At 61.3% G+C, this 15,145-nt stretch carries 11 protein-coding genes; 2 read left to right on the forward strand and 9 right to left on the reverse strand.

Features of this window, described 5'->3' with window-relative positions:
* Positions 1-372: 372 nt before the first annotated feature.
* From AAIH70_RS11810 to AAIH70_RS11850, 9 genes are all read right to left on the reverse strand, one after another.
* On the reverse strand, positions 373-1,317 hold the full coding sequence (locus tag AAIH70_RS11810; RefSeq protein WP_132275761.1) for an isoaspartyl peptidase/L-asparaginase family protein: 945 nt from the start codon (positions 1,315-1,317) through the stop codon (positions 373-375).
* Positions 1,318-1,403: 86 nt separating this feature from the next.
* Positions 1,404-2,942, reverse strand: coding sequence for a hydantoinase/oxoprolinase N-terminal domain-containing protein (locus tag AAIH70_RS11815; protein WP_132275758.1), 1,539 nt, complete (start codon positions 2,940-2,942; stop codon positions 1,404-1,406).
* Positions 2,939-4,015 (reverse strand): DUF917 domain-containing protein, encoded by a 1,077-nt coding sequence (locus tag AAIH70_RS11820; RefSeq protein WP_430034222.1) that lies wholly within the window; start codon positions 4,013-4,015, stop codon positions 2,939-2,941. Before AAIH70_RS11820 ends, AAIH70_RS11815 begins: the two co-directional genes overlap by 4 nt.
* Positions 4,016-4,103: 88 nt before the next feature.
* Entirely contained in the window at positions 4,104-5,702 is a 1,599-nt protein-coding gene (locus tag AAIH70_RS11825) for an ABC transporter substrate-binding protein (protein WP_132275752.1), read from the reverse strand.
* Positions 5,703-5,740: 38 nt separating this feature from the next.
* On the reverse strand, positions 5,741-6,874 hold the full coding sequence (locus AAIH70_RS11830; protein WP_132275931.1) for a DUF917 domain-containing protein: 1,134 nt from the start codon (positions 6,872-6,874) through the stop codon (positions 5,741-5,743).
* Positions 6,867-8,423 (reverse strand): hydantoinase/oxoprolinase N-terminal domain-containing protein, encoded by a 1,557-nt coding sequence (locus tag AAIH70_RS11835; protein ID WP_132275749.1) that lies wholly within the window; start codon positions 8,421-8,423, stop codon positions 6,867-6,869. The genes AAIH70_RS11830 and AAIH70_RS11835 overlap by 8 nt, the downstream gene beginning before the upstream one ends.
* Positions 8,424-8,435: 12 nt before the next feature.
* Positions 8,436-10,082, reverse strand: coding sequence for an ATP-binding cassette domain-containing protein (locus tag AAIH70_RS11840; RefSeq protein WP_132275746.1), 1,647 nt, complete (start codon positions 10,080-10,082; stop codon positions 8,436-8,438).
* Positions 10,083-10,085: 3 nt separating this feature from the next.
* Positions 10,086-10,967 (reverse strand): ABC transporter permease, encoded by an 882-nt coding sequence (locus AAIH70_RS11845; protein ID WP_132275743.1) that lies wholly within the window; start codon positions 10,965-10,967, stop codon positions 10,086-10,088.
* A complete protein-coding gene (locus AAIH70_RS11850; RefSeq protein ID WP_132275740.1) occupies positions 10,967-11,995 on the reverse strand; it encodes an ABC transporter permease in 1,029 nt (342 codons plus the stop codon). Before AAIH70_RS11850 ends, AAIH70_RS11845 begins: the two co-directional genes overlap by 1 nt.
* A gap of 238 nt (positions 11,996-12,233) precedes the next feature.
* Here AAIH70_RS11850 and AAIH70_RS11855 point away from each other — a divergent pair, with 238 nt between their 5' ends.
* Together AAIH70_RS11855 and AAIH70_RS11860 are read left to right on the forward strand one after the other, a co-directional pair.
* Entirely contained in the window at positions 12,234-14,588 is a 2,355-nt protein-coding gene (locus AAIH70_RS11855; RefSeq protein WP_132275737.1) for a helix-turn-helix transcriptional regulator, read from the forward strand.
* A 113-nt stretch (positions 14,589-14,701) separates the two neighbouring features.
* The gene (locus tag AAIH70_RS11860; protein WP_132275734.1) at positions 14,702-15,139 is read left to right on the forward strand and encodes a winged helix-turn-helix transcriptional regulator; all 438 of its coding nucleotides are present in this window, start codon (positions 14,702-14,704) and stop codon (positions 15,137-15,139) included.
* Positions 15,140-15,145: the final 6 nt, after the last annotated feature.

The following is a 15,145-nucleotide window of genomic DNA, read 5'->3' on the forward strand; positions in this document are numbered from 1 at the left end:
TATGTAGGTTTCTTTAGAACGAAGGACATCGTCGCTAGCAGCGCCGCCGCCCTCGTCAGTGACCGGGTTATAGTCCCCACCACTTCCTCAAGTCAACACCAACTTCGCAAAAATGTCATGTTTCGAAGCGGAAAAATGCGCATCCCCTGAGCCACAAGGGTTTCGCGGCCAATTTTTTTTCAAGACCCGCAATTGATCAAACAAAACAACGTATCAGAATGCGGGAAGCCGGGGCGCAAGGACACGCCCCGGCGGTATTTGCGGACTTATGGGCCCTGAAGAACGCGTCCTTTTGAAAAACCTGGCCTACATAGCAGCCATGTTATCGACCATCATCTCGTCACTCGCGGCAGAGACACAGCTGGGCACAGTTCAAAGCGCGTAAACCTCGTCATGCGTTGCGACGAAAAAATCACCGTCAGGCGTCACCCAGCCGCGGAACATGCCTGCGGTGTTATAGGGCGCCGCAACGGAGCCATCGGCGCCGATCGCGACAAGGCCCGCACCGATCGCATGCGGCTTAAGCTCTCCCATGATGACCTGGGTGGCCGCCTGATCGACGTTTTCGCCGAGATAGCGAACGCGGCTCGCCACTTCATGGCCGACTGCATAACGGATGAAATATTCGCCCTTGCCGGTGCCCGATACGGCGCAGACGCCATCACGGGCATAGGTCCCCGCCCCCGCAATCGGCGTATCGCCGATGCGGCCGACCGGCTTGTTGTTGTAACCACCGGTCGATGTCGCCGCCGCAAGGTGCCCGGACGCATCCAGCGCAACGGCACCGACTGTGCCGTGTTTTTCGGATTCGCTGGCCTTGGCCGCCGTGCCGGCTGCAGCATGCGCTTTCATGGCCGCCAGCGCCTGCACCCGCTTTTCGGTGGTGAAATAGTTCTGGTCGACGATATCCAGCCCTTCGACCCTGGCGAAATCATCGGCAGCAGGACCTCCAAGCAGAACGGCATCCCCCTTCTCCATGACACGGCGTGCGGCCTTGACCGGATTGCGGATGTGTCGCGTCAATGTCACCGCACCGGTTTCGAGCGTGCTGCCATCCATGATCGAGGCATCGAGTTCGTGTTCGCCATCGGTGTTGAGTGCCGCGCCATGACCGGCGTTGAAATGCGGGCTGTCTTCCATGACCACGACCGCCGCCTGCACCGCATCGAGCGCCAAGCCGCCGGCTTTCAGGATGGCCCAACCGGCTTGCAGCGACCGATGAAGATCGACACGCGCCGCTGCCCATTCCACCTCGCTGAGGTCATCTTTGGCCATCACGCCGCAGCCACCGTGTATCGCAAGTGCAATTTTTGTCATGGCTCTGTCCTTCATATCTCTACCTGCATTTCCGGCCCGCATTGAAAAACACCCCGCATTTTAATGCGGGGTGTAGCAGTCAGATTTCAGCTAAGTTCGATATCACCGATGACACGCACGCGCACGCGACGCGCGCCGCCCGGCAGATAGGCGATCGGGATATCCTCGACCTCCAGCGTCTTCAGGCTTTCGCGGCTGGCGCCGGAGGCGACGGCTGCGGCCTGCGCTTCGGCTTCCGCTGTGGCCAGAGCCTCGTCGCGGCTGATGCCGGAGAAAACTTGATCCACTTCGCCCGAGACCTGCGCCATCGCCGCACCCAGTGCATTGGCGACACCGGCGTTTTCGACACGCAGCACTTCGGAAGCGCCCAAAACCTTTTCCGGGATAAGGAAGGCTCCGCCGCCGACCGCGATCAGCGGTACATCTTCGGCCGAGGTCTTCATCTGGTCAAAGCTGTCGGTGACCATGTCGCGGATGCGCTCGAGGCTGGCCTTGACGAAGGCCGGATCGAGACCCTTCACGCGGTCCTTGTCTCCCATCTCGATCAGACCTGCGGCAACAGCCACGTCAGATGTCGTCAGCGTATTGCCACCGAACACGAGGGCTTCCGAAAGGATGCGGTAACCGACTGAACGCGGGCCGATCTTGCCGGTTTCCGGATCGATGATCGTGCCGCCGCCAAGTGCTACCGGCAGCAGGTCCGGCATGCGGAACAGCGTGCGCACTCCGCCGACATGCACGATATTGTTCGCCTCACGCGGAAAACCGCCGACAAGGCAACCGATATCCGACGTGGTGCCGCCGACATCGACGACCATCGCATCGGTGAGGCCGGTGAGGAAAGCCGCGCCGCGCATGGAATTGGTCGGGCCGGAGGCAAAGCTGTGAACCGGATTGGCTGCCGCCACATCCGCCAAGGCCACAGTTCCATCGTTCTGAGTGAGGAAGAACGGGGCAGCAATCGAGGCTTCACGCAATGCGTCGGAAAACGCCTGAACGGTGGTCTTGCCGAGCGATTGCAGCGCGGCATTCAGCAGCGCCACGTTCTCACGTTCCAGCAGACCGATGCGGCCCAGCGTGTGCGATAGCGTGATGCGGGCTTCCGGAATGATCGAGCGGACGATCTCGGCAGCTGTCACTTCGCATTCGGTGGTGAGTGGCGAGAATGTTGCCGAAATCGCGATCGAGGTAATGCCGGCGTCGCGGATCTTCATCGCCGCTTCGCGGATCTCGTCCGGGATCATCGGCACGATCGGGCTGCCGTCATATTCATGGCCGCCATGCACCATGAAGATCAAGGGATCGACAGCAGTGCGCAGATCTTCCGGCCAGTCGCACATCGGCGGCAGGGAAGAGCCGCTCGGCAGCGCGATGCGGATGGCCGCGACACGTTCCAGCCGAGCGCGTTCGACGACCGCATTGGTGAAATGGGTGGTGCCGATCATCACGGCGTCGAGCGGACGACCACTTACAGCGATCGAGCCGGACACATGCGCGAGTGCTGCCTTGACGCCGGACATGACGTCCTGCGTGGTCGGAACCTTGATCGAGGAGAGGATCGTGTCGCCGTCGATCAGCACGGCATCCGTATTGGTGCCGCCAACGTCAATACCGATGCGTTTCATGGGAATACCGATGTGAATTCGATGTCATAACCGAAGGCGCGTGGGCCGACGGCGGCGATGCCTGCAGGCGTGGTCAAAAGCTCAGGTGCCGGAAGTGCCACGACAGTGACACGCTGGCCGTAACGCACGGATTCGGTGCCTATGGCTCCGCCCGAAACCGTGTCGAGCAGGCAGAGCAGGTCCGGTGTCATGGCAACGGGCTGGCTATCGCGGAAGGCCACGGCCCATTCGTTCTGGAAGGCCAGTTCCATGCGCGAGCCCTTGTCGGCATCGATGCCCTCGATGACCGTCTTGCCGCGCAGGAAGCCGCCGGTGGTTTCGCGCACCACATCGACGATCTTGCCGCGAAACAGCTGCTTGCCGCCTTCATGGTCGAGCACCGCCTTGACCGGATCGTCGTGACGCGCGCGCGCCTCGATGACGGCACGGCCGAGTTCGGTTGCCTTGGTGACGGTGTAATGAATACCCCAATCCTTGACCTCGCGGCCGGTGCGAGGTGCCTTGCAGGTGGCGGCGGTCGAGCCGACTTCCGTGCAGACCTTTCGGGATATACGCTCCATCCACTTCCACGAGGCGGCGCGGGTGACGATCACTTCATTGTCGCGGATATCGACCAGCGACAGCGGGAACATCGGCAGGTTGCCGATGGCGAACGAAGTCATCTGCGCTTCGGGATAGGCGCGGCCCATCGCATCGGCATTGACGACAGGGCGGTCGAGCATCGCACCGGCGAGGAAGGAGGAGAGCGCGTTTGAGCCGCCGATTTCGACGCTCATGATGGCGCGGAACGGTTTTCCCAGATAATCCTCCATCACCTCGACAGCGCGGGCGAGATGGACGGGATCGCTGAGACGTTCCTGACCGACCAGCGGTGCGCCCATCTTGGAGACCACGGCGACCATGTCGTCATCGGCGAGATCCATCGGATCGATGATCTGCACACGGCGGCCTTCCGCATAAAGGCGGCGCAGGTTGAGTGTGGAGATATAGGGATTGCCACCGCCGCCGGTGCCCAGAATCCAGGCGCCCGTGGCGAGCGGTTCGATATTTTCCTCGGGGAATTCCTGAAGCATGTGTCACCCAAACAGTCGATGGCAGAGCCCGGCCCGCACATAGACAAGCATCTGTGCGGACCGGATTTCGTGAGAGATCACGAAGGCTTTAGTTGGCCTTGCAGTCCCAATAGAAGTTCGAAAAATTCAGGTCCCAGCTCTGCATCGGAATGAAGGCATAACCCTGCAGGCACTTGTTGGCGCCGTAACGACGGTTCGGTGCCACGGCCCAGACATCCGGCTGCAGATCGGCGATCTTGGTCTGCAGTTCCTTGTAGGTGGCGTTCTGGGCAGCCACATCGGTTTCGCCGCGCGCCTTGTCGATCAGCGCGTCGATTTCCGGGTTCTGCAGCCATTCCATTGCCCACCAGGTGCCGGATGCCTTGGAGTGATACTGGTTGTAGAACATCGCGTCCGGCGAAGGGTAGCTCGGCGAAACGTTGACCTGCGTCGAGGCTGGCGTGGTTTCCGGCTTGGCGGACAGCTCGACGATGCGGTTCCACGGCTCCGGCTTGATGTCGAGCGTGATGCCGATCTGTTCGAGATTGGCCTGCAGCAGCAGTGCCACTTCCGCCTCGAAGGCAAGCGAAGCGACGTAGCTATTGACCAGCGTGATCTTCTGGCCGGCATATTTCGACTTGGCCAGTTCTTCCTTGGCCTTTTCAAGATCGAAGACGCCCGGCTCGATGCCATCGTTGTGCGCGTCCTTGAAAGCGTCCGACAGCGGGCCCTTCATGTCGAAGCCGGGATAGATGACTTCCTGAATGGTTTTGTAGTCGGTGGCGTAAGCGATGGCGCGGCGCACATGCACGTCGTCGGTCGGGTAAACCTTGGTGTTGAGCTTGATGACAAAGCCGCCGGCGGTGCGGGTCTGGATCAGCTTGTAGCCATCCATCTTGCCGATTGCCTCATAGGTGTCGTTGCCGAGACCATGCGAGGTCAGGCCAAGTTCGCCCTTCTCTGCGAGAGCCTTGACGGTGGCATCGTCGCTGGTCTGCACGAAACGGACTTCGTCGATCGGCTTGCCCTTGGTCCAGCCGAGGAAATAATCGGCATTGCGGGCGATGACCATATCGGCAGAGCGGTTGTAGCTGATCAGCTTGTAGGGACCGGAACCGGCGGAATGTTCGCCGACATAGGCCTCGCCCCACTTGTCTTCGGCCTTGGTGTTGGCTTCGATCAGCTTCTGGTTCAGCGCCATGAAGATCGGCGTGACCGACATGAACGGTGCGAACTGACGCTCGAGCTTGAAGACCACAGTCGCATCGTCCGGCGTGGTGATGTTTTCCGGCTTGATCAGGCCGACGACGAGGTTGGACGGGCCCTTGTTGATGCCGATCAGGCGCTTCACCGACCATGCGATATCGGAAGCCTTGAGGGCGGTGCCGTCCTGGAACTTTGCATCATCGCGCAGATGGAACGTGTAGGTCAGGCCGTCCGGCGAAATCTCCCAGGATTTTGCCAGATGCGGCACGATCTCGCCCGACGGGCTGACGGTGGTGAGGCCATCATACATGTTCACGATCGCCATGTAGCCGGTGTAATCGGTCACCTTGGCCGGATCGAGCGACGAGAAGATCTGCATCGTGTTGACGGCCATCGACACTTTTTCGTCGGCAGCCGAGGCCGATGCGGAATGCATCGTAAGCGTAAGCGCGGTGCCAAGCGCAAGCGCGGCAAGGCGAGACATTTTCGACGTGGTTTTCATGCTAGTTCCTCTCTTAGATGCGGAACACCCGCTTATGATTAGGCTGCCTGACTTGCGATCGATGGCAGCGGAGAAAAGGTAAGCTCGGGGTAGCCAAAGGCCTTCGGGCCGACGACGTCGAGTGCCTGGGCGCTGCGCAGCAGATCGTGGCAGGGGATGGCCAGCACCGCGACACGCTGGCCGTAACGCAGCATTTCGGTGGTGATCGGGTAACCGGTATCGACATCCAGCAGCACGATCAGGTCCGGTACAGTGACCTCGACCTTGCCGTTACGGCGGAAAATCAGGAACTCGTTCTGGATGGCGACGCCGGCGGTCTGGCCGGTGCAATCGTCAAAGCCCGCCAGTTCCATTTCGCCGACCGCAAAGCCGCCGCGCAGATGGCGTTTCAGATCGGTGATCTTGCCGTTGAAGATGCGACGTCCGCCTTCAAGATTGCAGACTGCGGCAATCGGATCTTCCTGCGCCTTGCGAGCGTCGATGACGGCCTGACCGAGCGCAATCGCCTTGGTGTAGCTTTTCGGAATGCCGTAACGGTGCACGAAATGCGCCTGCATCGGTGCCGTTGCCAGCATCGCGCCGCCGCCCTGCGCCACCACGCAGGCGCGCGCCATGCGTTCATGCCAGACTTCGGAAACCGCGTGGCTGAAGATGACGGCATTGCCGTGCAGGTCGCACATCACCGATGGCGTCGAGCTGTGACCGTAGATGGAGAAGGTGGTCATCTGCATTTCCGGGAAGGCGCGGCCCATGCCGTCGCAATCAAGGATCGGCAGACCGCCGAGCGCCGCCGTCACCAGCGGGTTAATGGCGTTTGCACCACCGATTTCCTCGCAGACGATGGCATCGATCGGCTGACGGATCAGGTCTTCCATGGCGCGCAGGCAACGCAGGCCCTCGCGGCCCTCACGCAGACGCTCGGTGCCGACGACGGGGGCACCGATGCCGCCGATCGACATGCACAGCGCATCCGGCTCGATCCGGTCGGTGGCGAGAATCTTTAGTTCGTAACCGGCCTTCATGGCTTCCAGTGCCAGAAGCTTGCCCTGATAGGGATTGCCGCCGCCGCCGGTGCCCAGAATGCCGGCCCCGATTTCCAGCGCATCCAAATCCTCGACGGTGAGCGTACGCAGATCGGCTTCGTCGTATTTCAGCTTGCGCGGTTCAGCCACCATGGCCTCCCATTTCTCCAACGACCTTGACGTGAATGCGGGTGGCATTGCCGGGCAGATAGGCCAGCGGCGTGTCCTCGCGTTCGATGACTTCGAGTGTTTCGGCGAGCGCTCCCGCGGCAATCGCCTTTTCGCGCGCTTCGGCTTCGGCTTCAGCCAGCGCGCTTTCGCGGGTGCGGCCATCGATCAGCGAAAAGACGCGATCGGTTTCACCGCTGATCTGGGCGATTGCAGCACCGACCGCATTGGCGACAGCAAAATTGTCCGGGCGGATGACATCGAGATCACCGATCTTGTCCGGCATCAGGATGGATCCGCCGCCAACGGCGATGACCGGAACCGGCGTCGAGGAAATGCGGCTGCGCTCGACACAGGCTTCCAGCATGGCATCGATCTTTTTCGCGGCCGCTTCCACCAGCGACGGATCGAGACCGGCCAGCAAACCGGCATCGCCCATATCCGCCTTGCCGGAAGCAACGGCGATATCCGTTGCCGTCAGGGTCTTGCCGCCGAAGCAGATCGCATCCTGACGGACACGGTAGCCCACTGATTTCGGGCCGATGGTCACGCCCTTATCGGTTTCGACCACCAGCGAACCGCCGCCGAGGCCGATCGAAAACACGTCCGGCATGCGGAAATTGGTGCGCACGCCGCCGATATCGACAGTCGTGGATGCCTGGCGCGGAAAACCGTGCGACAGCGAACCAACGTCGGACGTGGTGCCGCCGACATCGACCACGACGGCATCCTTGATGCCGGTGAGGAAGGCAGCACCCCGCATGGAATTGGTCGGGCCGGAAGCGAAGGTGAGAACCGGGAAACCACGCACGACATCGGCTGCCATCAGCGTTCCGTCGTTCTGGGTGATGTAGAACGGCGCAGTGATGCCGGCCGTTTCCAGCGCCTTGCCGAAAGCGGCGACCGTGCGGTCGGCCAGCGACAGCAGGCTGGCATTCATGATTGCAGCACTTTCGCGCGCAAGCAGACCATGACGACCGATATCCTTCGACATCACCACCGGCAGGCCGGGGCAATGCTGTTGCAGGATTTCCTTGGTGCGTTGTTCCATCGCATCGTTGATGCCGCTGAACACGCAGGTGACGGCCGCAGCCTTCAGACCCTTGGCGCGGATATCGCCGGCGATACGCACGATCTCGTCTTCATCGAGCGGCGAGATTTCACGCCCGTCGAATTCGTAACCGCCGCGCACCTGATAACCGTGGTTGCCGACGATCTCGCGCACGTCATCCGGCCAATCGACCATCGGCGGCAGACCGGCACCGGACGGCAGGCCAAGACGGATCGCCGCGACCTCTTCCATATGCCGGCGCTCGATCACCGCATTGGTGAAATGCGTGGTGCCGATCATCACGGCGCCGATGCGCTGCCGGTCGATGCCGGAGGCTTCGATGACCTTTTCCAGCGCCTCGATCACGCCCGAGGTCACATCCTCGGTGGTCGAAGCCTTTACGCCGGCCAGAACCGTCTTGCCTTGCAGAACGACAGCATCCGTATTGGTGCCGCCAACGTCAATTCCAACGCGATACACGTCAGGCTCCTCTCAATCGGTTGTCTTGACGAGGAAGCGCGTGCGCTCTTCCTCCGTCACGACAGGTTTCAGGCGCTCCTCCTCATCGCTGACGACCGGGATCGCCGCGATCAGCGCGCGGGTATAGGGATGTTTCGGTTCGGCAAAAACGTCCGGGGTGGCCCCCTCCTCGATGATTTCGCCGCGCAGCATGATGGCGATGCGCGAGCAGAAATTGCGCATCAGCGACAGATCGTGGGAGATCATCAGATAGGTGAGACCAAGCTCCTCGCGCAGTTGCAGAAGCAGCTCGATCACCGTCTTCTGCACCGATACATCGAGTGCCGCGGTCGGTTCATCGAGGATCAGGATCTTTGGTTCCGCCGCAAGCGCACGGGCAATCGCCACACGCTGCTTCTGGCCGCCGGAAAGCTCGTGCGGATATTTGCCGAGATAGGATTGCGGCAGCCGCACGAGGCCCATCAGCTCGTTCATGCGCGCCTCGCGGGCGGCGCCGTCGAGACCAATCGATTTCAGCGGCAGGCTGAGCGTCTGTTTGACCGTGCGTTTCGGGTTCAACGAGGTGCCGGGGTTCTGGTAGACGATCTGCGTCAGGCGTTTGCCCTTGGCCGACGCCGGCGCATCGATAGACACGCTTCCCGTGGTCGGGTCGATGAGATCCATGATGATACGGGCGACCGTGGTCTTGCCCGAACCACTTTCACCGGCAAGCCCCAAAACCTCGCCTTCGCGCAGCGTCAGATTGACGTCGCGCACCGCGTGGTAGCCGGGACGGCGACCATAAATCTTGTTGAGGCCATCGACGGTGACGATTGGCGGGCGTTCACTGCCCTTCTGGTCGATGACACGCGAACCATAAAGCGGCGGCACCGCATCGAGCAGCGAGATCGTATAGGGCTGTTTCGGCGCCGACAGGATTTCCGCACAGGGGCCGGTCTCGACGATATCGCCATGATGCATGACCACGACCCGGTCGGCGACCTTGCGCACGACACCGAGATTGTGGGTGATCATCAGCAGCGCCATGTTCTCCTCGACAACCAGTTGGTTGATGAGGTTGAGGATCTCGTCCTGTGTCGTGACGTCCAGCGCGGTGCCAGGCTCATCGGCGATCAGAAGTTTTGGCTGGTGCAGAAGCGCCAGCCCGATCAGCACGCGCTGGCGCATGCCGCCCGACAGTTCCGACGGATAGGCGTTCATGACGCGGTCGGTATCGGCCAGCTGCACCCGGCGCAGCACGGCGGCGATGCGGGTGCGGCGCTCCGAGCGAGACGACGACTTGCCGGCGCGCTTGTCGGCGAACCGCATGACGTCATCGAGATGGGTGCCGATCTTGAAGACCGGATTGAACGAGGACAGCGGGTCCTGCATGATCAGCGAAAAGGCGCTGCCCTTCATGCTCTCGCGCTCGCCGCGCGGCATTTCGAAGACGTTGCGGCCACCGAAGGAGATGGCACCGGACTGGACGGAGGCATTTTTCGGCAGCGTGCCGATGATCGCCTTGGCCGTCACCGATTTGCCGGAGCCGGTTTCGCCGATCAGAGCCACGCGTTCGCCAGCAGACACGCTGAACGAGACATTGTTGAGAACCTGGCGCGTGCGGCCGTAGGTGGTGAACGAGACCGTGAGGTTCTCGACATTCAGAAGCGGTTGGCTCATCGCTCAGTTCTCCACATCGAACATGTCGCGCAGGCCATCGCCCAGCAGGTTGAAACCGAGGGTCACGTAGAAGACGGCGGCACCGGGGCACAGCACTTCCCACCAGAAATCCGGCATGAACTGGCGGCCATCGGCAACCATCGAGCCGAGGTCCGGCGTCGGCGGCTTGACGCCGAAACCGAGGAAGCTGAGCGTTGCGCCGAACAGGATGACGAAAGCCGCATCGAGCGTGGTCTTCACCGAAATCACCGGCACGCAATTGGGCAGGATTTCGCGGAAGAGGATGTGCATCGGGCCGGCACCGGCAAGACGGGCCGCCTCGATATAATCTTCCGAGGCGATCTGCTTGGAGACTGCATAGATGAGGCGTGCATGCCAGGTCCACCACAGAAGGGTGATGGCAATCATCGCATTCGTCAGCGTCGGCTCCAGCAGGTTGGAGACGGCAAGCGCCATGACGAGCGGCGGCATGGCGAGCATGACGTTGGTCAGGCCACTGATGACCTTTTCCGTCCAGCCGCCGAAATAACCGGCCATCAGGCCCAGAACCGCACCCACCGGCACCGAGATGCCAAGCACGCCGACCACCAGAAGAAGCGAGATGCGCAGACCGAAGATCGTACGCGAAAAGATGTCGCGGCCGGCCTTGTCGGTGCCGAACCAATGGGCGGCATCCGGCGGCAGATGGCGAGCGCGGAAATCCACGACCGCACCGACATGTTTCGGATAAGGCGTCAAAAGCGGCGCGAAGATGGCGAGAAAGATCACCGAAAAGATGATCAGCGCGCCGATCACGGCGGCCGGATTGCGACTGAACCGGTACCACATCATGTAACCGGCGCTCAAACCGCGATCGCTGGCATCGAGCATCTTGATATCGGCCATCAGCGGGCCTCCTTACGGCGAAGGCGCGGGTCGATCATCGTGATGAGAACATCAACGATCAGGTTCGCGACGATGAAGAACAGGCCGGCAACCAGAACCACGGCGGTGACGGCGTTGAGATCCTTCTGCAGGATCGACTGGAGGCCGTAGGAGGCAAAACCACCCCAGGCGAACACCATCTCGATGACGAAGGCGTTGCCGATCAGCGAGGCGAATTCCAGCCCCATGATGGTGAGCGGTGCGATCGACGACAGCTTTAGAAGATATTTGAAGATGATCACGCGCTCGGGCACCCCAAAGCTTTTCAGCGTCAGCACATGATCCTTGCGCTGGTTTTCGATCATGGCGGAACGGGTGATGCGGGTAATCTGGCCGATGCCGGCCATGGACAGCGCAAAGGCAGGCAAGGCCAGATGCTGAAGCGCATTCAGCGACACGTCCGGGCGCCCCGTCAACAGACCATCGAGGATCAGCAACCCGGTCGGGCCGCCGGTCCAGCCGAGGTTATGATCGAGCCTGCCGATGATCGGCCAGCCGGAGAGGAAGCGGGCCGCAATGAGCTGGAGCGTGATGGCGAACAGAAAGCTCGGGATGGTGACGCCGGTCAGCGACAACAGGCGACCGATGTGATCGACGGCACGATCACGGTAATGCGCCATGATGACGCCGAGCGGGATCGCCACGATGAACATGAAGATCACCGACACCAGAACCAGTTCAAGCGTTGCCGGAACAGTCTGGCCAAGATCGGTCGTGACAGGCCGTTGCGACACGAGCGACATGCCAAGATCGCCGCGCAGCGCCTTGCCGATATAATCGACATACTGGAACACCAGCGGCTGATCGAGGCCCATCTGCAGCCGCAGCGCCTCGACCTGTTCGACCGTCGCGGCCGGGCCAAGCGCCATGCGGGCGGGATCGCCGGGCACGACGCGCGCCAGCACAAAGATCATGATCGAAAGAGCAATCATCACCAGCACGAACGTGCCCAGTCTGGTGAGAATGGCGATCAATGGATGTTGCTGCATCGGCGGATTGGTCCTCGTGCATCATTGCAGCGCCGTGCGCCAGACTTGACGCACAAGGGACGCTGCAACTCTTCAAGTCTGACATCCAGCATTTGAAAGCCGTCATGGCTTTCGGACGCAGCATGTCCGGATCGAGGTTTAGCATTTCGCAGCACGGCCGTATCAGCAACAGCTCAAAAGTATAGTTTTTTGACGTCGTGGTATAGGTTATGAACCCGTTTCGCGGTATCGCATGCAGATGCCTGATTTATTGCCACGCCCGCAGATTGTCCGTGATATCGCCCGCAAAACCGCAGCGATCACCTTCCTGCGTGCACCGGCCGGCGCCGGGAAATCCGTGGCTTTGCGCATGGTGGCTGAACAACTTGGCCTGCAGGTATCCTGCGCTCACCAGCCGCGCGTGGACGACGTACAAGAGGGCATCCTGATCTGGGATGTGCCGGTTGCGGCTCGCTCAGCCCGGCTGCCGGCGCAGGTGTTGGATCATGCGCGTCGCATCATCATCGCCTGCCGCCCCGAACAGCGGATCAGCGGACTGGCGCGCCGCATCATGCATGACGGGGCCGTGACGTTTTCGGCGGAGGACCTGACGTTTACGGCGCGGGAACTCGCTCCCCTGCCCGCATCACCACGCCAGCTCCTGGCTGAAGGATATGCGGGCTGGCCAGCCTTCCTTCCTCTCTGCCAAAACCCTGACGACGACGCCTGTACCGAATATCTGCGGGAAACGTTTCTGACCTCGCTTTCACCGACGCAGACGGCCGACCTTTCGATCTGGCTGGAAGCCCCATCCGCGGATGCCGTCGGAGACTGGAAAGCAGCCCTTCCGCCGGCCTTGACGGAAACCCCGGAACGAAACACCGAGCTGCTGCGCCTTCTGCGCATCGCCGTTCAGGAGCGTTTTCATACACTGGTAACGGGCGGCGCCGTCATCGACATCGCCTCGGCACTGGAACGGGCCGAACGACCGCTGGCCGCGATGGACCTGCTTCTCGATCACGGTCATGAAGAGCATGCGGCACAAATCCTCGAACGCGCCCATGGCCGCGAGCTGATCTATCGCAGCAGCGTGGAAGCGTTTCAGACCATCATCATGCGCTTCTCCCAGCCCATCATGGCCACCAACGAAACGGTTCTGTTCGCAGTGGCACGCAGCCTTCTCAAGCAAGGCGAGCTTTCCCGCGTCCGGCATCTGGTCTCGCGGCATCTGGGCCACGATTACCTCGATCCGCTGAAAGTCCTGAACCGGAATTCGCGTTTTTCGTTTGCGGCACGCACCTTTCGCCTCAACCTGATGATCTGCGAGGATCTGACGCCATCAGATGCGATGATCACCCGGCTGGGCGAATTCATGGCGGACTATCCGCTTGGCGATTACGGAAAATGGTCGGGTTATTATAACGCCATCCTGGAATTCGAGGTGCGGCGGCGCAATTTTCGAGAAGCGGAAGCCGCCGCTGCCCGCGCGCTCGTTTACCTGCGCAAACCTGGCGGCCAGCCGCTCTTGGAATTTTTCATCCACCTGCACCAGATCGTGCTGCGGCTGATGAGTGGCGATGCCCTTTTGGCCCGCCGCGCGGCGAAAGACGCACGTGACCGGCTGGAGGCCGTGCCACACGAAGCCGTGCAGGAGTTTCGTATGCTGCGGCTGGCGGAAGCCTGCCTTTCCTACGAATCCGGTCGGCCGCGCGAGCTTCTGGAATTCGTGCAGAGTGATTTCGAGGCCTTTGCCGCCGCCGAAATCTGGCCGAGCCTGATGCAGTTTGCCCTGCATTATGCTTCGCAGGTTCTGGGCGATCATTTCGCCATGACCATCCGTCCCGGTTTCCTCGATGGTCTGTGGATCCATCTGTCCGAGGGCCTGCAGTTTCATGCGATGATGGAGATCCGCACCGCCATCGCTTATCAGAACGCCAATCGCTGGACCGATGCGGCAGCCACCCTGACCGCCGTGCGCATGCCGATCGGCCGCAACTGGGTGGACAGCGCCACCGACGAACTGACCCGCCTCTCCCGGCGCGACGAGATTGCCTATGCGATGGCATGGCTGCGCGACGCCGTGCACATCGCCACGCCCCGCGCCTACCTGCCCCGCCAGATCGATGCGCTGATCGCCAATCCAAAAGTGACCAACCGTGAGAAGGTGGCCCTTCAGCTTTGGCAGAGCTACGTCTCGCACCAGCGGCGCGACAATGCCGCAGCTCGCGCGCAGCTTCTTTCCGCGCTGGAGACCGCGACGCGGCTGGGCTGCAACGGCGTGCTCTCCGAAGAACGGCTATTTCTGTCGCCGCTCCTGAACGACCAGCGCATCCGCGCCTTCATCGAGACATCCTCCGATGTGCGCATGGCGCTGTCGATCTTTGCCTCATCGGTCAACTCGCCGCATGCCCGCGCCCTTCACGGCGGCCTGTCGCAGCGCGAGGCACAGATGCTGCAACTGGTTGCCGCCGGCATGCCCAACAAGAAGATCGCCCACACGCTCAGCATTTCAGAGGTGACGGTGAAATTCCACGTCGGCAATCTGTTTCGGAAACTCGGCTGCTCGAGGCGGGCCGAAGCGATCCGGGCCGCCAAGGCGCTCGGCTGGATATGAACACGTTGAAACGGCCCACGAGAACGGACGGTCAAGGTCTGAATAGCCGCAGAGCGTTGCCTAACTCTCTTTTGTAGAGTAAGTTTCCGATATAAACTTATGGGCCAGAACCGATGACCAAACCGCAGCCTTCGACCTACACCGCCAACGATCTGCAACGCGCGCAATCGTATAAGGCACGCGATTATCCGCAGAATGTCGATCCGAAGATCGAAGGGCTGGTGCGGGAAATGATCTCCGGCTTTGCCGACAAGTGGACCGTCGTCATTCTCGACACGCTTTGGGATGAAGGCACGTTGCGCTTTTCGGATATCGCCCGCCATGTCACCGGCATCAGCCAGAAGATGCTGACGCAAACCCTGCGGCGGATGGAGCGGGACGGCCTTGTCGTGCGCAAGATCTACGCCTGCGTACCGCCGAAGGTCGAATATAGCCTTTCGCCTCTCGGGCTGACGCTTGGTGCAGCATTCTGCAACGTGTGGATCTGGGCGGTCGAAAATCATGAAGCGGTCGATGCCGCGCGGGCCACATTCGACACGCTGAAAGACTGACGCGAC

The organism is Neorhizobium sp. BT27B (assembly GCF_050455485.1).
Lineage (GTDB): Bacteria > Pseudomonadota > Alphaproteobacteria > Rhizobiales > Rhizobiaceae > Neorhizobium.